The organism is Streptomyces sp. a15 (genome assembly GCF_059026085.1).
In genome coordinates, this window is sequence record NZ_JBWLKM010000118.1 from 1 (window position 1) to 22,316 (window position 22,316).

A 22,316-nucleotide genomic window follows, 5' to 3' on the forward strand; every position below is an offset into this window, starting at 1 on the left:
ATCGGCATCATCCTCGGCAGTACCCGCCCCAACCGCAACGGCGAGCAGGTGGCCAAGTGGGTCTACGACATCGCCTCCCGGCGCAGCGACGTCGAGTTCGAGCTCGTCGACCTGGTTGACTACCCGCTGCCGCACCTGGACGAGCCCCTGCCCCCGTCGATGGGCCAGTACCAGGGCGAGCACACCAAGAAGTGGGCGAAGAAGATCGCCTCCTTCGACGGGTTCGTCTTCGTCACCCCGGAGTACAACCACAGCACCTCCGGCGTACTCAAGAACGCCATCGACTACCTGTACAACGAGTGGAACAACAAGGCCGTCGGCTTCGTGTCGTACGGCGGCGTCGGCGGCGCCCGGGCCGCGGAGCACCTGCGGCTGGTCGTCGGCGAACTGCAGATGGCCGATGTGCGCCAGCAGGTTGCCCTGTCGCTGATGACCGAGTTCGAGAACTTCAGCGTCTTCAAGCCGGGCGAGTACAACGTGCAGGCCGTCGACACGATGCTCGACCAGGTCGTAGCCTGGAGCGAGGCCCTGGCGCCGCTGCGCGCCGCCTGAGCCGCCGGGGCACCACCAACCAGAGTGCCTTAAGGCCAAGGGTGCCGTCCCGCCACGTCGACCACTTCCTCGGAGCCGGCATGGAGAAGCCCGAGCGCGGTGTGGCGGGACGGCCGACCGGCAGACGGACCCGCACCTTGTTCAGCACCGGGATGAACTGAGGGCTGTCTGTCCGCCTGCCTGCGGTCAGGACGATCGCCGTCGGCCGACAGTGCCGGTCGGCGGCCAGGTGAATCCTGGAGGTCAGCCCGCCGCGGGACCGGCCGAGCAGGGCGGCCTTCAGCCGGGCCTGCCGCCTGCGGCTAATGCGTCGCCGCTCGGCTTGGAGAGGATCGTTTTCGCCGTCCTGTCCGCCTTGTTCCTCGCGCGCTCGCAGTCCGGGGCGATCTATCCAGGACGGAGCGAATCAAGGTCCCAGAGTCCGAGGGCGGCACCGGCGCTCAGCCCGGCGGCGGGGGCGGCCAAGGCGGCTTCGGCGGCGGCGGCATGGGCGGCGTCACGAGCAGCGAGCTCGTCTCGTACCTGGAGAAGCACCAGGACGGCGCCAAGTGGCTGCTCGCCGTGTCGAGTTCGCAGAGTGCCGCGCAGCTCATCGTCAGCAGCGGCGAGCCCGTCATCTCCATGTGGGGCTGGTCCGGCAGCGACAAGGCGATGACCCTCGCCACGCTCAAGGAGCTGGTGCAGAAGGGCGAGCTGCACTACATCCAGCTCGGTGGCGGCGGTATGGGCGGCGGTATGGGTGATTCCGGCGTCAGCTCCGCGGTCACGGAGTGGGTGCAGAAGAACGGGACGGCGGTGAAGGAGAGCGAGTACAGCTCGGCCTCCTCGTCGGCCTCCTCGTCGGCCTCCTCCTCGCAGAGCAGCACGTCGACGGTCTACCGCCTGGACGCGTCGGACGTCGGCTGAGCCGAGCCCCGGCACCACGCCCCCTGACCACTGGTCAGGGGGCGTTTTGGTATGTCAACTCGCGTAGACAAGGGGCAAATTGCCGGTTTCAGTCACCTGATCGACATGTTCAGTTCATGGACAGAGCCGCATGTGCATGTCACGCTCCCGATTGCCCGCTCATTCAACCCGCGTAGAACGGACACCCCCGATGCCCGTCAGCTCCATACGCACACGCCGCTGGAAGCCCGTGGCGTTCGCCGTCTCCGCCGTCCTGGTCGGCCTCGCCGCCCCCGCGCTGACCGCGACCCCGGCCGCGGCCACGACGACCGCGTACGACACGACGTACTACAAGAACGCGGTCGGCAAGACGGGGACGAGCCTGAAGTCGTCCCTCCACACGATCATCACCCCCCAGACCAAGCTGTCGTACTCGGCCGTCTGGGAAGCGCTGAAGATCACCGACCAGGACCCGAACAACACCAGCAACGTCAAGCTGCTCTACTCCGGGATCTCCCGCAGCAAGACCCTGAACGGCGGCAACACCGGCAACTGGAACCGTGAGCACGTGTGGGCGCAGTCCCACGGCGACTTCGGCACCTCGGCCGGCCCCGGCACCGACCTGCACCACCTGCGTCCCGAGGACGTCCAGGTCAACAGCATCCGCGGCAACAAGGACTTCGACAACGGCGGCAGCAGCTTCACCAACTCCGGCGGCAGCCTCACCGACTCGAACTCCTTCGAGCCCCGCGCCGCCGTCAAGGGCGACGTGGCCCGCATGATCCTGTACATGGCCGTCCGCTACGAGGGCGACGACAGCTGGCCCGACCTGGAGCCCAACGACGCCGTGACCAACGGCAGCGTCCCCCTCCACGGCCGCCTCTCCGTCCTGAAGGCCTGGAACGAGGCGGACCCGCCGGACGCCTTCGAGGAGCGCCGCAACCAGGTCATCTACGACACGTACCAGAAGAACCGCAACCCGTTCATCGACCACCCGGAGTGGGTCGAGGCGATCTGGTAGTCACCGCGTGACGCGCGCGGGCCAAGGCGTGCCCCTTACAACGTCCCGGCCCGCGCCAACCACCGAGTGGCCTGACCGGTTGCCTCCGCCACCGTGTCGAAGTCGGCGTCGTAGTGCAGCACGGTGAGCCCGGACAGTTCAGCCGTGGCGGCCACCAGCAGATCGACAGCGCGGGCACTGCGGTGGGCACCGGACTCGGTCAGCAGGCGCTGCACGGCCCGGGCACGCTGGTATGCCTTGTCGGGCATCGGCACCACATCCCCATGGGGGCGCGGCCGGCACGGCGGTCCTGTCGGAACGACCGCATGCCTGCCGGATCAGCCCAGCCGCGCAAGGTCTTCCATGATCCGGCAGAACTCACCGACGCACTCGCCGCGTTGGGGTGGTCGGCCGACATCCGGCCGCGGGGAGAGTTCTTCGTCGGCATCGCGGGAACCACGTCCCGCGACCGTCATCTGACGGCCACCTCAGCCCAGATGCGTCGCCGCGAACATCCGCAGCACGGCCGGGAGGACGACCACCGCCGGACCGGGTGACGCCAGTGCCTTCGACAGGTCGTCCGACAGGGTCTCCGGGGTCGTACGGAGCCCTGGCACCCCGAACGACTCCGCCAGCGCCACATAGTCCGGGCGGGTCAGTTCCGTCGCCGTCGCCTCGCCGAAGGCGTCCGTCATGTACTCGCGGAGGATGCCGTAGCCGCCGTCGTCGACGATGAGCCAGGTGACGTTGAGGGCGTACTGGCGAGCCGTGGCCAGCTCGGCGACCGAGTAGAGCGCGCCGCCGTCGCCGGAGACCGCGAGCACCGGCCGGGTGGGGTCGGCTGCCGCCGCTCCCAGGGCCGCCGGGTAGGCGTAGCCGAGGCCGCCGGCGCCCTGGGCCGAGTGCATGGTGTTCGGGGACTTCGCGTCGAAGGCCGACCAGGCCCAGTAGGCGAGGATCGTCATGTCCCAGAAGGACGGGGAGGCGGCGGGCAGTGCCTTGCGGACGGACGCCAACACGTCCTGTTCCAGGGTGAGTTGCTGGGAGTCGATGCGTGCGCGCACACGCGAGAGCAGTTCACGCACCCTTTCCCGGACCGTCCCCTCCTCCCTCGGCTCGACCGTCTCCAGCAGTGCCTGGAGCGCCAGGCGCGCGTCCGCGTGGATGCCCAGCGCGGGATGGTTGGACTCGAGCTTGCCGAGGTCCGCCTCGATCTGGATGACCCGGCCGCGCGGCCTGAACGTGTGGTAGTTGGAGGAGAGTTCGCCCAGGCCCGAGCCGATGACGAGGAGTACGTCCGCGTCCTCCAGGAAGTCCGTGGTGTGGCGGTCCTCCAGCCAGGACTGCATCGACAGCGGGTGCGTCCAGGGGAACGCACCCTTTCCGCCGGGGGTCGTGACGACCGGTGCCTGAAGCGTCTCCGCCAGCTGACGGAGCTTCTTCGACGCGTCCGCCCGTACGACTCCCCCGCCCGCGATGATCGCGGGTCGCTCCGCGCGCGACAGCAAGTCGGCCGCCACCGCCGTCAGTTCGGGGCGTGGCGGCAGCTCCTCGGGGAAGGCGTCGCCGCCCGTCACCACGGGGATGGTCGTCTCGGCCAGCAGCACGTCCTGCGGGATCTCCACCCACACCGGTCCGTGTGGGGCGGAGAGCGCCGACTTCCAGGCCGCCTCGATCGCGGACGGGATCTGGGACTGGGCGCGGACCGTGTGAACCGACTTCACGACCCCTCGGAACGAGGCCGACTGGTCCGGCAGTTCATGCAGATAACCGTGGCGGCCGCCGCCCAGCCCCGCCGTCGGGATCTGGCTGCTGATCGCCAGGACGGGTGCGGACGCGGCGGCGGCCTCCTGGAGCGCCGCCAGCGACGTCAGCGCCCCCGGCCCCGTCGACAGCAGCAGCGGGGCCGCCTCGCCCGTGATCCGGCCGTACGCGTCCGCCGCGAAGCCCGCGTTGTTCTCCACCCGCAGGCCGATGTACCGCAGGTCGGAGCGGCGCAGCGCGTCGAACATCCCCAGCGCGTGCTGGCCGGGCAGACCGAAGACGGTCGTCGTGCCGAGCGCGGCCAGGGTCTCCACGACCAGGTCTCCGCCGTTGCGGCCGGGAGGAGGGTTCAGCGCAGCGGAGATCTGCTCCTCCGTCGGGCGGAGCACCAGGTCGTGGTCGTGAGTCACTTCGCTTCCGAGTCCTTCCGGGCCGCTGCGATCTGCCGGGACATGATCGTGGTCAGTTCGTACGCCGTGTGGGATGCCGCCACCGACGTGATCTCCGCGTGATCGTACGCGGGGGCCACCTCGACGACATCCGCCGAGACCAGGTTGCAGGACGCCAGCCCGCGCAGGATCTCCAGCAGCTCGCGGGAGGTCATGCCGCCCGCCTCCGGGGTGCCGGTGCCGGGCGCGTGCGCCGGGTCGAGGCAGTCGATGTCGATGGAGATGTAGAGGGGACGGTCGCCGATCCGCCGGCGGAGCTGGTCGGCCACCTCGTCGGCGCCCCGCCGGTAGACATCGGAGGACGTCACGATGCCGAAGCCCAGCTTCTCGTCGTCGGTGAGGTCCTGCTTGCCGTAGAGGGGGCCGCGGATGCCGACGTGCGACAACGCCGACGTGTCCAGGATCCCCTCCTCCACCGCCCGCCGGAACGGCGTCCCGTGCGTGTACTCGGCGCCGAAGTACGTGTCCCAGGTGTCGAGATGCGCGTCGAAGTGCAGCAGCGCCACCGGGCCGTGCCGCTTCGCCACCGACCGCAGCAGCGGCAGCGCGATGGTGTGGTCGCCGCCCAGGGTCATCAGCCGGGCGCCGGTCCCCAGCAGGTCGTCGGCGGCGGCCTCGATCGTCTCGACCGCCTCGTTGATGTGGAACGGGTTCACGGCGATGTCGCCGCCGTCCGCCACCTGGGCGAGGGCGAAGGGGGACGCGTCCTGCGCCGGGTTGTACGGCCGCAGCAGCCGGGACGCCTCGCGGATCGCGTTGCCGCCGAAGCGGGCGCCCGGCCGGTACGAGACGCCCGAGTCGAACGGCACCCCGATCACGGCGACGTCGGCGCGGCCGACCTCGTCGAGGCGGGGCAGCCGGGCGAAGGTCGCGGGACCGGCGTACCGCGGGATGCGGGACGAGTCGACGGGGCCGCGGGGTGTCTCGTTGCTGCTCATGAGGTACTGCCTTCTTTCCTACGCTTCGTCGCGTATGGAGTGTTATGTACCGCTTCTCGTACGACTCTACGGGGCCGGGCTACTGGGGAGCCGGGACCGGCGTGGCCGCGACGTCGGGGGCCCGCCCGGCGAGGCGCTCGCGCCAGGCCGCGAGGACGGCCGCGTCGGTGGGCTTCGTCGCCAGGGAGACGACGAGGTACACGGCCAGGGAGGACAACAGGCCGTAGTAGACGGGCTCGTTGGCGAGAATGCCGTAGGACGCCATCAGGCCGATGACCGCGAGGCCGCCGACGATCACGGAGGCGAGGGCACCCTGCACGGTGCCGCGCTTCCACAGCAGCCCGCCGAGGATCGGGACGAGGAGGCCGCCGACGAGGAGGTTGTAGGCGACGGTCAGCGCCTCGACGACGTTGTTCAGCGCGATGGCGGTACAGATCACCGCCACGCCCATGACGAGGATGAAGGCGCGGTTGCCCCTGACCTCGTCGTGCTCCTCACCGGGCCCCCGGACCATCCCCCGCAGCCGCGACCAGATGTCGTTGTTGGCGACGGTCGCGCAGGCGATGAGCGCGCCGGAGGACGTCGACATGACGGCCGCGAGCGCGGCGGCCAGCACCAACCCCCTCACGCCCATCGGGAGTTCGTGCTTCACGATCGTCGCGAAGGCGTCGTCCGCGTTGGCCAGGTTCGGGTAGAGCACCTTGGCCGCCGTACCGATGACGGCGCCGGCGAGGGCGTACACGAGACAGTAGGTACCCGCGACCGTGCCGCCCCACTTCGCCGTCGTGTCGCTGCGCGCGGTGAACACCCGCTGCCAGATGTCCTGCCCGATGAGCATGCCGAACGTGTAGATCAGCACGTAGGTGAAGATCGTCTCGCCGCCGATGCCCAGCGGGTCGAAGTACTCGGTGGGCAGCTGCGCCTTCATCTCGCTGAAGCCGCCCGCCTTCACGACGGCGATGGGGAGCAGCAGGAGCAGGACGCCGATGGTCTTCACCACGAACTGCACCATGTCCGTCAGCGTGATCGACCACATGCCGCCGAGGGTCGAGTACGCGACGACGATCGAGCCGCCGAGGACGATCGCGACCGTGCGGTTCATGTCGAAGAGGACGTCGAAGATCGTGGCGTACGCGATGGTCGAGGTGACGGCGAGCATGAGGGTGTACGCCCACATGACCACGCCGGAGATGACCCCGGCCCGGCCGCCGTAGCGAAGGTCCAGCATCTCGGAGACGGTGTAGACCTTGAGGCGGGCGATGCGGGCGGAGAAGAAGACGGACAGGGCCAGCAGCCCGAGGCCGATGGTGAAGACCATCCAGGCGCCGGAGAGGCCGTACTGGTAGCCGAGGCCCACGCCGCCGATGGTGGAGGCGCCGCCGAGGACGATGGCGGCCATGGTGCCGGAGTACATGGCGGGGCCCAGCCGCCGTCCGGCGACCAGGAAGTCGCTCTTCGACTTGGCGCGGCGCATGCCCCACCAGCCCATGGCCAGCATGCCTGCCAGATAGACGACGATCACTGCGTAGTCGACGGCCACGGGGCCCTCCTTCACTAGGTGTCGCCTGCGGGTGACGAGCACCGACACTAGGTGGCCGGAAAGCGACTGCGAAGTGTACGTTTCATCCATTCGAGCCGCTCCGAGTGGAGGGAACGTCCATCATGCCGGACCCCGCCGTCCCTCCCACCCCACCTGTCCCGCTGGCGGCCCTCCTGGCCCGCGAGGACCTCGCCCTGCGGCAGATCGCGGGGCCGTCCGACCCGGACATCGTCATCCACTGGGCGCACACCTCGGAGATGGCGGACCCGTACCCGTACCTGCTGGGCGGCGAGCTGCTGCTGACGGCCGGGGTGCACATCCCGGAGGCGGCCGGCTCGGGCACGTACTTCGACGACTACGTCGCCCGGATCGTCGCGGCGGGCGGCGCGGCCCTCGGCTTCGGGGTGGCGCCGGTGCACGACACGGTGCCGCGGGCGCTGGTCGCGGCCTGCGAGGCGTACGAGCTGCCGCTGGTGGAGGTCCCGCCGCAGACCACCTTCTCGGGCGTGGCCCGGGCGGTCTGGCAGCTGATGGCCCAGGCCCGCCTCGCCGAACTCCGCCGGGTCACCGAGGCCCAGCAGAGCCTGGCCGCCGCGGCCTCCCGCCCCGACCCGATCCCCTCCGTCCTGCACCGGCTCGCCCAGCGCGTCGGCGGCCGAGCGGTGCTGTACGGGCCGGAGGGAACCGAGCTCGCGGCGGCGGGGCGGGCGGAGCCGGGGCGCGGGGTGCCGGAGGCGCTGGCCGGGTTGGCGGAGGTCGTGCGGCCAAGTACCGCGTCCGGGCGCTCCGGCGGGGCGCCGCCGCCGGCAGGCGGGGCGCGAGAAACACCGGCCGGATTGGCGGAGGCCGCGCGGCCGAGTACCGCCTCCCGGCGGCCCGGCGGGGCGCCGCCGACAGGCGGGGCGCGGGAAGCGCCGGCCGGGTTGGCGGAGGTCGCGCGGCCGGGTACCGCCTCCGGGCGGTCCCGCGGGGCGCCGCCGCCGGCAGGCGGGGCGCGAGAAACACCGGCCGGATTGGCGGAGGCCGCGCGGCCGGGTACCGCCTCCCGGCGGCCCGGCGGGGCGCCGCCGCCGGCAGGCGGGGCGCGAGAAACGCCAGCCGGATTGGCGGAGGCCGGGCAGCCCGGTACCGCCTCCCGGCGCTCCGGCGGGCCGCCGCCGCGGCAGGGCGAGCCGCTCGCCGCGGACCGCACGGCCCCGGCCGCCGGCGGCTCGGCGGGCTCTGGTGCCACCGGCGGCTCCGGGGGCTCTGATGCCACCGGCGGCTCCGTGGGGTCTGGTGCCACCCGCGGCTCCCTGGGGTCTGGTGCCACCGGCGCCCGCATCACTCCGGCCGCCAGCGGCTCGTCAGCCTCTGGTGCGACCGGCGGCTCCGGGGGCTCTGATGCCACCGGCGGCTCCGTGGGGTCTGGTGCCACCGGCGGCTCCGCGGGGTCTGGTGCCACCGGCGGCTCCGCGGGCTCTGATGCCAACCACAGCTCCGCGGGCTCTGGTGCCACCGGCGCCCGCATCACTCCGGCCGCCAGCGGCTCGTCAGCCTCTGGTGCAACCGGCGCCCGTCCCGCCACCAGCCTCCCCGCCCCCACCTCGGCCACCGACACCCTCGCCGGCACCCACCTCGCCGCCTACGCCCTCGGTGCCGGTCAGGGCTTCGTGCTCGGCGTCACCGCCCCGCGGCGACAACCCGGGGATCACGCCATCGCGTCCGTCGCCGCCGTGCTGCTGGCCCTGCTCACCGGCGAGCACCAGAGCGGTACGGGGGCGGCCAGATCCTCCGCGCTGGTACGGGTGCTGCTGGGCGCCGTGCCGGAGGCGGTCGCGCCGCTCCTCGGCGGGGAGCGGTGGGTCGTCGTGCACGCGCGGCCGGACGGCCACGCTCCCGACGCCGTGGCGTCCTCCGCGCTGGGCGCGTCGCTCGGCTCGCCGCTGGTCGACCTGGCGCGGGACGTCGTACGCGTGCTGGTGCCGGCCGAGCGCGAACCAGCGCCGCAGCCCGGCTGGACGATGGGCGCCAGCGCCGCCGTCGGTCCGGGCGAGTGGGCGTCCGCGGATGCCCAGGCGGGCCGTGCCCTGGCCCGGGCCCGGGCCACCCGCACGCCGCTGGTCCGGCACGGCGCCCGCCCGGCCCTCGCCGACCTGGTCCCCGAGGAGGAGGCCGAGGCGCACGCCCGGGCGCTGCTGGCGCCCCTCACCCCCGTGCTCGCCGAGACGCTGCGCACCTGGCTGTCGCTGCACGGCAGTTGGGACCGTACGGCGGTGGCGCTGGGCGTGCACCGCAACACCGTGCGGCAGCGCATCGCCCGGTGCGCGGCGCTGCTGGCGGCGGACCTGGACGAGCCGGACGTACGGATGGAGCTGTGGTTCGCGCTGCGGCGGCTCTGACCACCACGCGGATCACTACGCGAGCCCCCACATGGATCACCGCATGGACCACCGCATGGACCACCACGTGACCCACGTCCCAGCGTGCGGGACGACGGGTGTTCGCACGGAGCTCTGCCTCACAATGGGGGACATGCCGATATCCGGGACCCCCAGCCGCGACGAGCTCGTCGAGCACCTTGTGAAGACCCGTATCGCGGGCGACGTCGCCACCCCGCGTGAGAACAACCTCTCCCACTACCGCCAGCTCGCCAACGGTGTCCGCAACTTCTGGCTCGGCCTGGAGCTCGGCGACCGCTGGACCGACGAGCAGGACGTGCTCGCGGTGATGGCGGAGCGGGTGGGTGTGAACGACGACCCGGAGTACCGCTACGGCCAGGACACCATCGACCCCCAGCTGACGGTGGCCGGCCTGGAGCGCATGGCGGGCCGGCTGCGCAAGGCGGCCGACGGACAGCAGCGGGTCCTGTTCGCGACCGGCCACCCGGGCGGCCTGCTCGACGTGCACCGGGCCACGGCCGACGCCCTGCGCACGGCGGGCTGCGAGATCGTGGTCATCCCGGACGGGCTGCAGACGGACGAGGGATACGTCATGCAGTTCGCGGACGTGGCGGTCCTGGAGCACGGCGCCACCCTGTGGCACACGCACTCCGGCGAGCCGATGAAGGCCATCCTCACCGCCCTGGAGCGCGCGGGCCGCCCGCTGCCCGACCTGGTCGTCGCCGACCACGGCTGGGCGGGCTACGCCGGCCAGCACGGCGTCGACTCCGTCGGATACGCCGACTGCAACGACCCGGCGCTGTTCCTCGCGGAGGCGGAGGGCACGGTCCAGGTGTCGGTCCCGCTCGACGACCATGTGGTCAGCCCGCGCTACTACGACCCGATGACGGCGTATCTGTTGGCGGAGGCGGGGCTGGCCTAGGACTGGCCTAGGGAGCCGTCGCCCTGGGGGCGCGGACCACGCCTTCCTGGATGACCGAGATGGCGAGCTGCCCGTCCTGGGTGTAGATGCGGGCCTGGCCGAGGCCTCGGCCGCCGTGGGCCGAGGGTGACTCCTGGTCGTAGAGGAGCCATTCGTCGGCGCGGAACGGGCGGTGGAACCACATCGCGTGGTCCAGGGAGGCGCCGACGACGTCACCGACCGCCCAGCCGCCGCGGCCGTGCGCGAGGAGCACCGAGTCGAGGAGCGTCATGTCGGAGACGTACGTGGCGAGGACGACGTGGAGCAGCGGGTCGTCCGCGAGTTTGCCGTTGGTGCGGAACCAGACCTGGGAGCGCGGTTCGCGCGGCTCGCCGAAGGTGCCGTACGGCGGCTCGTCGACGTAGCGCAGGTCGATCGCCTCGCGCGCCTCCAGGAACTTCTCCACGACCTCGGGGGCGAGGTGGCCGTAGCCGCGCAGCCGCTCCTCGGAGGTGGGCAGCGTGACGGGGTCGACGGAGAGCGGCATGGGGGTCTGGTGCTCGAAGCCCTCCTCGTGCCGCTGGAAGGAGGCGGACAGCGCGAAGATCGGCTGTCCGTGCTGGACGGCGACGACGCGGCGCGCGGTGAAGGAACGGCCGTCGTTCATGCGGTCGACCGTGTAGACGATCGGCGCGCCGGGGTCGCCGGGACGCAGGAAGTACGCGTGGAGCGAGTGGGCGAGGCGGTCCTCGGGGACCGTCCGCCCGGCGGCGACGAGCGCCTGGGCCGCAACCTGCCCGCCGAAGACGCGTGGGACGACGGCGGACCGGGACCGGCCACGGAAGATGTCCACCTCGATCTGCTCGATGTCGAGCAGATCGAGGAGGTCCTGTAGTGCCTGACTCATGCAGCCATTTCTACTGGTCAGTAATTTCTGGAACCTTACAGACCCGTGTCCTTACAGACCCGTGTCCCTACAGACCCATGTCCTTCGCGATGATCGTCTTCATGATCTCGCTGGTGCCGCCGTAGATGCGGTTGACGCGGTTGTCCGCGTACAGGCGGGCGATCGGGTACTCGTTCATGAAGCCGTAGCCGCCGTGCAGCTGGAGGCAGCGGTCGATCACGCGGTGCGCGACCTCGGTGCAGAACAGCTTGGCGCTGGCGGCCTCGGCGGGGGTCAGCTCGCCCGCGTCGAGGGCCTCGAGCGCGCGGTCGGCGACGGCCTCGGCCGCGTCGACCTCGGCCTGGCAGGCGGCCAACTCGAACTTGGTGTTCTGGAAGGAGGCGACGGTCTTGCCGAAGACGGTGCGGTCCTGCACGTACTCCTTGGCGAACCGGACCGCGGCCTTGGCCTGAGCGTAGGCGCCGAAGGCGATGCCCCAGCGCTCGGAGGCCAGGTTGTGGCCGAGGTAGTAGAAGCCCTTGTTCTCCTCGCCGAGGAGGTCCTCGACGGGGACCTTGACGTCGACGAACGCCAGCTCGGCGGTGTCGGAGGTCTTCAGGCCGAGCTTGTCCAGCTTGCGGCCGATGGAGTAGCCCTCGGACTTGGTGTCCACCGCGAAGAGGGAGATGCCGAAGCGGCGGTCCTCGGCGGTGGGCGCGGAGGTGCGGGCGCAGACGATCACGCGGTCGGCGTGGGCGCCACCGGTGATGAAGGTCTTGGAGCCGTTGAGGACGTAGTGCGTGCCGTCCTCGCTCAGCTTGGCGGTGGTCTTCATGCCCGCGAGGTCGGAGCCGGTGCCCGGCTCGGTCATCGCGAGCGCCCACATCTCCTCGCCGGAGACGAACTTCGGCAGGAAGCGCTTCTTCTGCTCGTCGGTGGCGAGCATCTTGATGTACGGCAGGCCGAGCAGCACGTGCACACCGGAGCCGCCGAACTGGACGCCCGCGCGGGCCGTCTCCTCGTACATCACGGCTTCGAACTTGTACGAGTCGATGCCGGCGCCGCCGAACTCCTCGTCCACGCGGATGCCGAAGACGCCGAGCTCGGCGAGCTTGTAGTAGAAGTCGCGCGGCGCCTGGCCTGCCGCGAACCACTCGTCGTAGACCGGGACGACCTCGGCCTCGATGAAGGCGCGCAGGGTCTCCCGGAACGCCTCGTGATCCTCGTTGAACACCGTACGGCGCACCGCGCCACCTCCACGTACTCTCGGCATGTCTAAGCGCTTGCTCACTTACCGTACCGGCGAGTACGAAGGCGCGTCCAGGTAACGCTCGTCACGTAAAGCCCGGGCTGCACCCCGGACCCCGGCAGGCCCCCCGCAAGCCCGCAGCCGCCGACGGCGCTCAACCCCCACCAGGGCCACCCGCACCCGACGACGAAAGTTGTACGGGTGGTGCGGGTGGGAGCAACAAAACCCGGCCGGAGGCCGGGTGCACCCCTCACCCACCCGCGGCCGCAAACGCCCCCCGAGCCATCCGATGCAGCAACCCCGCCGTAACCCCCCGCCCCGGCAACGCCCCCGCCCTCCCCAGATGCGGCGTCGAGTTCAGCAGCCCGAACACCGAATGGACAGCAGACCGCGCCGTCGGCTCGCCGAGCGCCGGGTACACCTTCCGCACCACCTCCACCCACAGCTCGACGTACTGCCGCTGAAGCTGCCGCACCAGCTTGCGGTCACTGTCCCGCAGCCGGTCCAGCTCACGGTCGTGCAACGTGATCAGCGGACGGTCGTCGAGGGCGAAGTCGATGTGGCCCTCGATCAAGGAGTCGAGGAGGGCCTCCGGGCCAACCCCGTCCGCCTCCTGGGCCCGCCGCTTCGCCCCCGTCAGGAGCTGCCCGCTGATCCCCACCAGCAGCTCCGCCAGCATCGCGTCCTTGCCCGCGAAGTGCCGGTACAGACCGGGCCCGCTGATGCCGACCGCGGCACCTATCTCGTCGACGCCGACGCCGTGGAAGCCGCGTTCGGCGAACAGTCGCGCGGCCTCTTTGAGGATCTGCTCGCGGCGGGTGGGGGCGTCGGTTCTCGTGGCCATGAAAGTAATTCTAGACAGGGAGGTTAGCGGTCGTTAACCTGATGGAAATGGTTAACGCTCATTAACAGTCGATCGCTGGGTGAGAGGACCGCAGGATGCAGGAGGCAGCAGAGCTGACGAGCGCGGCAGATCCCGCGTCCGAGGCCTGGCGGACCAACGAAAAGGCCCACCTCGCGCTCGTCGGGGAACTGCGCGGCAAGCTCGCCGCGGCTCGCCTGGGCGGCGGCGAGAAGGCGCGGGCACGGCACACCGCGCGCGGGAAGCTGCTACCCCGGGACCGGGTCGACGCCCTCCTCGATCCCGGCTCGCCCTTCCTGGAGCTGGCGCCCCTCGCGGCCGAGGGGATGTACGAGGGACAGGCCCCGGCCGCCGGCGTCATCGCCGGGATCGGCCGGGTCGGCGGGCGCGAGTGCGTGATCGTCGCCAATGACGCCACCGTCAAGGGCGGGACGTACTACCCGATGACGGTCAAGAAGCACCTGCGCGCGCAGGAGGTCGCCCTCGAGAACCGGCTTCCGTGCATCTACCTCGTCGATTCCGGCGGCGCCTTCCTGCCCATGCAGGACGAGGTCTTCCCCGACCGCGAGCACTTCGGGCGGATCTTCTACAACCAGGCCCGGATGTCCGGCGCCCGCGTTCCGCAGATCGCCGCGGTGCTCGGGTCGTGCACCGCGGGAGGGGCGTACGTCCCCGCCATGAGCGACGAGGCGGTGATCGTGCGCAACCAGGGGACGATCTTCCTGGGCGGCCCCCCGCTCGTGAAGGCCGCCACCGGCGAGGTCGTCACCGCGGAGGAGCTCGGCGGCGGCGAGGTGCACGCGCGTGTGTCCGGCGTCACCGACCACCTCGCGGAGGACGACGCGCACGCCCTGCGGATCGTGCGCACCATCGCCGCCACACTCCCCGCGCGCGGGCCCCTCCCCTGGGAGGTCACGCCCGCCGCAGAGCCCAAGGTCGACCCGTACGGGCTGTATGGCGCCGTGCCGGTCGACTCCCGTACCCCTTACGACGTACGCGAGATCATCGCGCGCGTGGTCGACGGCTCCCGTTTCGCCGAGTTCAAGTCCGAGTTCGGGCAGACCCTCGTCACCGGCTTCGCCCGCATCCAGGGCCACCCGGTGGGGATCGTCGCCAACAACGGCATCCTGTTCTCCGAATCCGCCCAGAAGGGCGCCCACTTCATCGAGCTCTGCGACCAGCGCGGGATCCCGCTCCTGTTCCTGCAGAACGTCTCCGGCTTCATGGTCGGCAAGGACTACGAGGCCGGCGGGATCGCCAAGCACGGCGCCAAGATGGTCACGGCCGTCGCCTGCACGCGCGTGCCCAAGCTGACGGTCGTGGTCGGCGGGTCGTACGGCGCCGGGAACTACTCCATGTGCGGCCGGGCGTACTCCCCCCGCTTCCTGTGGATGTGGCCCAACGCCAAGATCTCGGTGATGGGCGGCGAACAGGCCGCGTCGGTCCTGGCCACGGTGAAGCGGGACCAGCTGGAGGCGCGCGGCGAGCAGTGGCCCGCCGAGGAGGAGGACGCCTTCAAGGCGCCGATCCGCGCGCAGTACGAACGCCAGGGCAACGCCTACTACGCGACCGCCCGGCTGTGGGACGACGGGGTCATCGACCCGCTCGACACCCGGCAGGTGCTGGGGCTGGCCCTGACGGCGTGTGCCAACGCGCCGCTGGGCGACCCCCAGTTCGGCGTCTTCCGGATGTGAGGGGCGCCATGACGACGAGGGGCTTCACCACGATGTTCGACACAGTCCTTGTGGCCAACCGGGGCGAGATCGCCGTCCGCGTGATCCGTACGCTGCGGTCGCTGGGCGTGCGCTCGGTGGCCGTCTTCTCCGACGCCGACGCGGACGCCCGGCACGTCCGGGAGGCCGACACCGCCGTACGGATCGGTCCGGCGCCCGCCGCCGAGAGCTATCTGTCCGCCGAGCGGCTCCTGGAGGCGGCCGCCCGCACGGGCGCCCAGGCCGTCCACCCCGGCTACGGCTTCCTCGCCGAGAACGCCGGCTTCGCGCGCGCGTGCGCCGACGCGGGGCTGGTGTTCATCGGGCCGCCGGCTGACGCCATCTCCCTCATGGGCGACAAGATCCGCGCCAAGGAGACGGTGCAGGCGGCGGGCGTACCGGTCGTCCCCGGCTCCAGTGGCAGCGGACTCAGCGACGCCCAACTCGCCGACGCCGCCCGGGAGATCGGCATGCCGGTGCTGCTGAAGCCGAGCGCGGGCGGGGGCGGCAAGGGCATGCGGCTGGTGCGGGACCCCTCGGTCCTCGCCGACGAGATCGCCGCCGCCCGCCGCGAGGCCCGCGCCTCCTTCGGTGACGACACGCTGCTCGTCGAGCGGTGGGTCGACCGGCCCCGGCACATCGAGATCCAGGTCCTGGCGGACGGCCACGGGCACGTGGTCCATCTCGGCGAGCGCGAGTGCTCCCTCCAGCGCCGCCACCAGAAGATCATCGAGGAGGCGCCCAGCGTGCTCCTCGACGACAAGACCCGCGCGGCGATGGGCGAGGCTGCGGTGCAGGCGGCGCGTTCGTGCGGGTACGCGGGCGCGGGGACGGTGGAGTTCATCGTCCCCGGGAACGACCCGGCGTCGTACTACTTCATGGAGATGAACACCCGCCTCCAGGTGGAGCACCCGGTCACCGAACTGGTCACCGGCCTCGACCTGGTGGAGTGGCAGCTGCGGGTCGCGGCCGGTGAGCGACTGCCGTACGAACAGGACGGCATCAGGCTCACCGGGCACGCGATCGAAGCCCGCCTCTGCGCCGAGGACCCCACCCGCGGGTTCCTGCCCTCCGGCGGGACAGTGCTCAAGCTCCACGAGCCGCAGGGCGACGGCGTACGCACCGACTCCGGGCTCAGCGAGGGCACCGAGGTCGGCAGCCTGTACGACCCGATGCTGTCCAAGGTGATCGCGTACGGCCCGGACCGGGCGACCGCGCTCAGGAAACTCCGGGCGGCCCTCGCGGAGACGGTCACGCTGGGCGTGCCGACCAACGCCGGGTTCCTGCGGCGGCTGCTCGCGCATCCGGCGGTCGTGGCGGGCGAGTTGGACACGGGGCTGGTCGAGCGGGAGGTCGAGGGGCTCGTACCGGCCGAGGTGCCGCAGGAGGTGTACGTGGCGGCGGCGCTGCTGCGCCAGGCCGCATTCGGCGCGGACGGGCCCGGCTGGGCCGACCCGTTCTCCGCCACGGACGGCTGGCGCCTGGGCGGCGAACGGGCCTGGACGGCGCACCACCTGCGGGTGGCGGGGCACGACCCGCTCACCGTCCGCGTGCGCAGCACACCGGGCGGCGGGGCGGAGGTGTTGCCCGACGACGCGGAGGTGCCCCTCCCGGTACGCGCGGGTCCGCCCCCGGGACCGAGGGCTGAGGCGCGCTTCACCGTTCACCTCGACGGGATCGCCCACACCTTCGCCGCACTGCCGGACGGCACCTGGCTGGGCCGGGACGGCGACGCGTGGCATGTGCGCGACCACGACCCGGTCGCCGCCTCGCTCACCCGGGCCGGGCACGCGGGCGCCGACTCCCTCACCGCGCCGATGCCCGGCACGGTCACCGTCGTGAAGGTCGCCGTCGGCGACGAGGTGACCGCCGGACAGAGCCTGCTGGTCGTCGAGGCGATGAAGATGGAGCACGTCATCTCCGCCCCGCACGCCGGCACGGTCACCGAGCTGGACGTGGCGCCGGGCTCGACGGTCGCCATGGACCAGGTACTGGCGGTCATCGCCCCCGTGGAGGAGGAGACGTCATGAGCACTCCGGAACTGGGCCTCCCGATGCTCGTACCGGCCCCGGACCTGCCCGCGCGCGTCCGCGTCCACGAGGTCGGCGCGCGCGACGGCCTGCAGAACGAGAAGGCGACCGTGCCCACCGAGGTCAAGGCGGAGTTCGTCCGCCGGCTGGCCGAGGCCGGCCTGACGACGATCGAGGCCACCAGCTTCGTCCACCCCAAGTGGGTGCCCCAACTGGCGGACGCGGAGCAGCTGTTCCCCCTCGTGAGCGACCTGGAGGTGGCGCTCCCGGTCCTCGTGCCGAACGAACGCGGCCTGGACCGGGCCCTCGCGCTCGGCGCCCGCCGCGTCGCCGTCTTCGCGAGCGCCACCGAGTCCTTCGCCAAGGCCAACCTCAACCGCACGGTCGACGAGGCGCTGGCGATGTTCGAGCCGGTGGTGGCGAGGGCGAAGGCTCAGGACGTCCAGGTGCGCGGCTACCTGTCGATGTGCTTCGGCGACCCGTGGGAGGGCGCGGTCCCGGTCCCCCAGGTCGTCCGGGTCTGCCGGGCCCTCCTCGACATGGGCTGCGACGAGCTGAGCCTGGGCGACACGATCGGGGTGGCGACTCCGGGCCACGTCCTCGCGCTGCTCGCCGAGCTCACCGAAGCACGGGTCCCCACAGGCGCGTTGGGCGTGCACTTCCACGACACGTACGGCCAGGCGCTCTCCAACACCCTGGCCGCCCTCCAGTACGGCGTCACCACGGTCGACGCCTCCGCGGGCGGCCTCGGCGGCTGCCCGTACGCGAAGTCCGCGACCGGCAACCTCGCCACCGAAGACCTCGTGTGGATGCTTCAGGGCCTCGGCATCGACACGGGAGTCGACCTCGCCCGCCTCGTCGCCACGAGCGCGTGGATGGCCGAACAACTGGGCCGACCCAGCCCTTCTCGTACCGTCCGAGCCTTGTCCCACAAGGACCCCAAGGAGCAGTGACCTGCCATGGACCACCGTCTCTCCCCCGAGCTGGAGGAACTCCGCCGCACGGTCGAGGAGTTCGCCCACGACGTCGTCGCCCCCAAGATCGGCGACTTCTACGAGCGGCACGAGTTCCCGTACGAGATCGTCCGTGAGATGGGCCGCATGGGCCTGTTCGGGCTGCCGTTCCCGGAGGAGTACGGCGGCATGGGCGGCGACTATCTCGCCCTCGGCATCGCGCTGGAGGAACTCGCGCGCGTCGACTCGTCGGTGGCCATCACGCTGGAGGCGGGCGTCTCGCTGGGCGCGATGCCGATCCATCTGTACGGCACGGAGGCCCAGAAGCGGGAGTGGCTCCCGCGTCTGTGCACGGGCGAGATGCTCGGCGCGTTCGGCCTCACGGAGCCGGACGGCGGCTCCGACGCGGGGGCGACGCGTACGACGGCCCGGCTCGACTCGGAGACGAACGAGTGGGTGATCAACGGCACCAAGTGCTTCATCACCAACTCCGGCACGGACATCACGGGCCTGGTGACGGTCACGGCGGTCACGGGCCGCAAGCCGGACGGCAGGCCGCTGATCTCGGCGATCATCGTCCCGTCCGGCACGGCCGGCTTCGCGGTGGCGGCGCCGTACTCGAAGGTCGGCTGGAACGCCTCGGACACCCGCGAGCTGTCGTTCTCCGACGTCCGGGTCCCGGCGGCGAACCTGCTGGGCGAGGAGGGCCGGGGCTATGCCCAGTTCCTGCGCATCCTCGACGAGGGCCGGATCGCCATCGCGGCGCTGGCGACGGGGCTCGCCCAGGGCTGCGTGGACGAGTCGGTGACGTACGCGAAGGAGCGGCATGCCTTCGGCCGCCCCATCGGCTCGAACCAGGCGATCCAGTTCAAGATCGCCGACATGGAGATGAAGGCCCACACGGCCCGCCTGGCGTGGCGTGACGCGGCGTCCCGTCTGGTCTCGGGCGACCCCTTCAAGAAGGAGGCGGCCCTGGCGAAGCTGTACTCCTCGACGATCGCGGTGGACAACGCCCGCGACGCCACCCAGATCCACGGCGGCTACGGCTTCATGAACGAGTACCCGGTCGCCCGCATGTGGCGCGACTCCAAGATCCTGGAGATCGGGGAAGGGACGAGTGAGGTGCAGCGGATGCTGATCGCGCGGGAGTTGGGGTTGGTGGGCTGATCGCGCCGACCGTCGGACCGTCGGCCCCGTCCGCCGGGGGCGGGCCGGCGAGGGCCACCCAGCCCTACCGTCCCAACCGCCGCCGCACCCGCCGGACCTGACGGTTGTTGGCGACCGCGTCCAGGAACCGACGCCCGGTGCCGCCCTCACATGGGGTGAGCCTCCAAGAACAGGGGGCCGATCGGGCCATTGCGGGCAGGTCCCAAGAGACTGCCCGATCCGCCGGGCAGCGTAGGCCCCTGTTCTCTCGTCCCATGGCAGCTCCCGCCCCAACCCTCCACGGCCGGCGGCGTGGCCACCTGCGGCATTACGGCACCGCACGCTCAGACAGCGACAGCCTCTGCCAGGGAGCGACGGGGGCCGATCGCAGTTCCCCGGCAACGGGCCAGGGGTACCGTTCTGGTGTCGATGCAGACCGGAGGCCGGTAGTACCCCCGTACCCTGACAGTGACGAGCTGTACAGAGAGGGGCAAGGCCGTGTCTCCTGATGCTTCCCCGGACCCGTTCACCGAGCCGGTTGCCTTTGGTCAGCGCATGCAGATCCTGCGAACCCGTCGCGGCATGAGCCGTGGTGTCTTGGCCGGCCTGCTAGGGAAATCGCCGAGCTGGGTCAAGCAAGTCGAGGGTGGGCGCCTCCAGATGCCCAAACTTCCCATGGTCTTGCGCATTGCGGAAGCATTGAGGGTCAGTAACCTTTCTGACCTCACCGGTGATCAGTCAATGGCAGTCGAGCTGTTCACCGGCCCCGGACATGCCCGCCTTCCTCATGTGCGCTCGGCAATCAACGCGTTCCCGTTGACAACGCAGCGAGAGGCCCCGACGCAAACACATCTACGGCAACGCCTCAGCCGTGCATGGAACGCTCGCCATTCCGCCCCCAATCACCGGGATGCGATCGGTTCTCTTCTGCCTGACCTGATTCGAGACGCACAACTCGCCGTATTGCAGACCAATTCAGCTGACGAACGGCGGGCGGCCCAAGCAGCTCTGTCGCAGGTCTACAGTCTGAGTCAGTTCTTTATCGCGTACCAGCCGGATGCGTCTCTGCTCTGGCGTGTCGTAGAGCGTGGGATGATTTCCGCGCAGGAATCCGAAGATCCGCACACCCTCGGTATTGCGGCATGGCTGGCGACACAGGCACATCGCGATAGCGGGCCATCGCACTTCGATGCGGCAGACGCGGTGAACCTGGCGACACTCCGATACTTGGAGCCGCTCTTGCCTGACGCGAGCGACGATGTACTCGCTATCGCCGGGGCACTTCAATTCGAGGCCGGTTACACGGCCGCTCGTCGAGGTGACACGGGAACTGCCTGGCGGTACTGGGACACCGCACGAGCCATGGCCGACCGCCTACCCGGTGACTACTACCATCCCGTAACGTCGTTCTCGAAAGCTGTCATGGGCGCGCACGCCGTCACGATCGCAGTAGAACTGCATTCAGGCGCGGAGAGCGTAAGACAGGCTGCTGCTGCGGACACTTCGACGATCCCCTCTCGCCCCCGGCGTGCGCGGCACCGCGTCGAAGAAGCGCGCGGATATCAACTTGACGGGCAGACCGAAGCGGCCCTTGCCGCCCTCGACAAGGCGTACGAAGCCGCCCCGGAAACCATCCGCTACAACGGCTACGCCCGGCGCATCGTTTTGGAGGAGACCGACTCGAAGAATCCGGCCCAGCGGCGCCGGGCGAGTGAACTGGCAGTAAAGATCGGCGTGTTGGCGGCCTGATCCAAGGGGCACAAAGTGTGCCCCTACTCCCTTCGCACGAGCCATACGGTCACTCATCGACTGACCGTCAGAAGACCCCCGCGACCGCGATGGGCGCGGTCCGGGGGCATGGCCACCAACGCGAAGGGTTGATGACATGGCCCAACATATCGCCCGCTTCTTCGAATCGCTGCTCCACCTGCTGCTGCCTGCTGGAGGCCGCCACCGGCCTCCGGAGCCGCCACCGGCCGCGCGGACCGTGGACGCGCCGACCACCCCCCTGCCGCGCGTGCCTGCCTTGCGGGGCGAGGACATCGGCCTTGTACGCCCCTACCTTGTCGCACACGAGCGACGCCATGAGGAACGGCGACGGGCACGACGGCGCGTGCTGGTGCTCGCGACGTACGGCATCGACATCACCCCGCACCGGATTCACGGGGTGCAGGTGACGGTCGGATGAGCTACGACCGCAACGCCGTTACGACGATCGGACCGGGCCTGCGGCTGCTGCCGTGGGAGACCGACGCCGGCAAGCCGTGCTTCCTGTCCACGAACGGAACGCCGGGCGCACTCGCCCGTATCGCGGACGAGATCGAGGCGGACCAGTTGCGTGACGGCGCCGATGTCCTCATGGGCGCCCAAGCTGTCTTGGACGACCGTAAGGCGGGAGAGTACGCGCTACGTCTCGCCCTGCGGGCGGCAAGCCAGTGCCTCGGCGATGTACTGCGCATCGCCGACAGCCGGGGCGCACGCCTGCCTCAGCCGGACGACGCCCAGGATGCAGACGACAGCGACGACGACCAGGACGACGGCACCGACGGCGACGGGCCGCAGCTTCCGGCGGAGGCATGCGGATGAGCACAGGCAACGGGTTCACACGGGGCCGGTACCGGTTCGCGGAATGGACACTGACGGCCGTGCCGGCCATGGCCGTGCGTCACTGCGGCCGATGCCTCACGTGCGGCGAGCGCTCCGCCGACACGGCTGACGCGGACGACGCCCAGGTGTGGTGCCTCAAGCACGCGGGCCTGACGCACCACAGCGGCTACGAGTTGTCGGCGTTCCAGTACTTCAACGCCACCCTGACCGACCCCAGTATCGAGTCGCACGCAACATAGACCGAGGTGAGGCAAGCCGGACCAGGGCCTCGACTCTCGCCCCTCGAAGAGTCGGGGCCCTTCTCTGTCCGAGCAGGAAACCACCTGCCCAGCGATGACTAGGTAGTGCTTTCACACGTAATCTTGCGAGCTCGTCACCAATGCCTACCGGTACTCGGACGGCCCGGCGGCCCTCCGCCTGCGCGGACTCGGCGGCGACCGGCTGCGGGTGAGCGTCTGGGA

The 22,316-nt window shown here is 70.9% G+C and carries 19 protein-coding genes and 2 pseudogenes; 13 read left to right on the forward strand and 8 right to left on the reverse strand.

Annotated features, from left to right (window positions below):
• Positions 1-552 (forward strand): NADPH-dependent FMN reductase (locus AC5P09_RS47420; RefSeq protein WP_493879892.1); only part of this gene is annotated, 552 nt, incomplete at its 5' end.
• Between the two features lie 100 nt (positions 553-652).
• On the opposite strand, the pseudogene AC5P09_RS47425 reads toward AC5P09_RS47420, so the two are convergent.
• A pseudogene (locus AC5P09_RS47425) lies at positions 653-877 on the reverse strand (hypothetical protein); the annotation flags it as partial.
• Between the two features lie 101 nt (positions 878-978).
• Here AC5P09_RS47425 and AC5P09_RS47430 point away from each other — a divergent pair.
• Together AC5P09_RS47430 and AC5P09_RS47435 are read left to right on the forward strand one after the other, a co-directional pair.
• Positions 979-1,458 (forward strand): annotated as a pseudogene (locus AC5P09_RS47430) (mannosyltransferase YkcB-related protein); the annotation flags it as partial.
• Between the two features lie 190 nt (positions 1,459-1,648).
• Positions 1,649-2,458, forward strand: coding sequence for an endonuclease I family protein (locus AC5P09_RS47435; protein WP_493879893.1), 810 nt, complete (start codon positions 1,649-1,651; stop codon positions 2,456-2,458).
• A gap of 35 nt (positions 2,459-2,493) precedes the next feature.
• On the opposite strand, the gene AC5P09_RS47440 is transcribed toward AC5P09_RS47435, so the two are convergent.
• The 4 genes from AC5P09_RS47440 to AC5P09_RS47455 form a co-directional block, all read right to left on the reverse strand.
• A complete protein-coding gene (locus AC5P09_RS47440; RefSeq protein ID WP_493879894.1) occupies positions 2,494-2,715 on the reverse strand; it encodes a PIN domain-containing protein in 222 nt (73 codons plus the stop codon).
• Between the two features lie 210 nt (positions 2,716-2,925).
• Positions 2,926-4,611, reverse strand: a complete 1,686-nt coding sequence (locus tag AC5P09_RS47445) for a thiamine pyrophosphate-binding protein (RefSeq protein ID WP_493879895.1) — start codon at positions 4,609-4,611, stop codon at positions 2,926-2,928.
• On the reverse strand, positions 4,608-5,588 hold the full coding sequence (speB, locus tag AC5P09_RS47450; RefSeq protein WP_493879896.1) for an agmatinase: 981 nt from the start codon (positions 5,586-5,588) through the stop codon (positions 4,608-4,610). Before speB ends, AC5P09_RS47445 begins: the two co-directional genes overlap by 4 nt.
• 79 nt (positions 5,589-5,667) lie before the next feature.
• Positions 5,668-7,128, reverse strand: a complete 1,461-nt coding sequence (locus AC5P09_RS47455; protein WP_493879897.1) for a sodium:solute symporter family protein — start codon at positions 7,126-7,128, stop codon at positions 5,668-5,670.
• Between the two features lie 122 nt (positions 7,129-7,250).
• Here AC5P09_RS47455 and AC5P09_RS47460 point away from each other — a divergent pair, with 122 nt between their 5' ends.
• Positions 7,251-9,509: a PucR family transcriptional regulator ligand-binding domain-containing protein gene (locus tag AC5P09_RS47460; protein WP_493879898.1), complete on the forward strand. Its 2,259-nt coding sequence runs from the start codon at positions 7,251-7,253 to the stop codon at positions 9,507-9,509.
• A gap of 133 nt (positions 9,510-9,642) precedes the next feature.
• Positions 9,643-10,431: a phosphatase gene (locus AC5P09_RS47465; RefSeq protein ID WP_493879899.1), complete on the forward strand. Its 789-nt coding sequence runs from the start codon at positions 9,643-9,645 to the stop codon at positions 10,429-10,431.
• A gap of 7 nt (positions 10,432-10,438) precedes the next feature.
• On the opposite strand, the gene AC5P09_RS47470 is transcribed toward AC5P09_RS47465, so the two are convergent.
• The 3 genes from AC5P09_RS47470 to AC5P09_RS47480 all read right to left on the reverse strand — a co-directional run bounded on the left by AC5P09_RS47470 (position 10,439) and on the right by AC5P09_RS47480 (position 13,389).
• Positions 10,439-11,317, reverse strand: coding sequence for an acyl-CoA thioesterase (locus tag AC5P09_RS47470; RefSeq protein WP_493879900.1), 879 nt, complete (start codon positions 11,315-11,317; stop codon positions 10,439-10,441).
• A gap of 67 nt (positions 11,318-11,384) precedes the next feature.
• On the reverse strand, positions 11,385-12,542 hold the full coding sequence (locus AC5P09_RS47475) for an acyl-CoA dehydrogenase family protein (protein WP_493879901.1): 1,158 nt from the start codon (positions 12,540-12,542) through the stop codon (positions 11,385-11,387).
• Between the two features lie 253 nt (positions 12,543-12,795).
• Positions 12,796-13,389, reverse strand: coding sequence for an SACE_7040 family transcriptional regulator (locus AC5P09_RS47480; protein ID WP_493879902.1), 594 nt, complete (start codon positions 13,387-13,389; stop codon positions 12,796-12,798).
• 95 nt (positions 13,390-13,484) lie between these two features.
• On the opposite strand from AC5P09_RS47480, the gene AC5P09_RS47485 reads away from it, so the two are divergent.
• The 8 genes from AC5P09_RS47485 to AC5P09_RS47520 all read left to right on the forward strand — a co-directional run bounded on the left by AC5P09_RS47485 (position 13,485) and on the right by AC5P09_RS47520 (position 22,094).
• Entirely contained in the window at positions 13,485-15,101 is a 1,617-nt protein-coding gene (locus AC5P09_RS47485) for a carboxyl transferase domain-containing protein (RefSeq protein WP_493879903.1), read from the forward strand.
• A gap of 32 nt (positions 15,102-15,133) precedes the next feature.
• Complete coding sequence (locus tag AC5P09_RS47490) at positions 15,134-17,149, forward strand: acetyl/propionyl/methylcrotonyl-CoA carboxylase subunit alpha (RefSeq protein WP_493879910.1); 2,016 nt, start codon at positions 15,134-15,136, stop codon at positions 17,147-17,149.
• Positions 17,146-18,102: a hydroxymethylglutaryl-CoA lyase gene (locus tag AC5P09_RS47495; RefSeq protein WP_493879904.1), complete on the forward strand. Its 957-nt coding sequence runs from the start codon at positions 17,146-17,148 to the stop codon at positions 18,100-18,102. Before AC5P09_RS47490 ends, AC5P09_RS47495 begins: the two co-directional genes overlap by 4 nt.
• A gap of 6 nt (positions 18,103-18,108) precedes the next feature.
• Positions 18,109-19,269 carry an acyl-CoA dehydrogenase family protein gene (locus tag AC5P09_RS47500; RefSeq protein WP_493879905.1) on the forward strand — a complete coding sequence of 387 codons (1,161 nt, stop codon included), beginning with the start codon at positions 18,109-18,111 and terminating at the stop codon, positions 19,267-19,269.
• Positions 19,270-19,746: 477 nt separating this feature from the next.
• A complete protein-coding gene (locus tag AC5P09_RS47505) occupies positions 19,747-20,997 on the forward strand; it encodes a helix-turn-helix domain-containing protein (RefSeq protein WP_493879906.1) in 1,251 nt (416 codons plus the stop codon).
• A 136-nt stretch (positions 20,998-21,133) separates the two neighbouring features.
• Positions 21,134-21,436 (forward strand): hypothetical protein, encoded by a 303-nt coding sequence (locus AC5P09_RS47510; protein WP_493879907.1) that lies wholly within the window; start codon positions 21,134-21,136, stop codon positions 21,434-21,436.
• Entirely contained in the window at positions 21,433-21,834 is a 402-nt protein-coding gene (locus AC5P09_RS47515; protein ID WP_493879908.1) for a hypothetical protein, read from the forward strand. The genes AC5P09_RS47510 and AC5P09_RS47515 overlap by 4 nt, the downstream gene beginning before the upstream one ends.
• Positions 21,831-22,094, forward strand: coding sequence for a DUF7848 domain-containing protein (locus tag AC5P09_RS47520; protein ID WP_493879909.1), 264 nt, complete (start codon positions 21,831-21,833; stop codon positions 22,092-22,094). The genes AC5P09_RS47515 and AC5P09_RS47520 overlap by 4 nt, the downstream gene beginning before the upstream one ends.
• Positions 22,095-22,316: the final 222 nt, after the last annotated feature.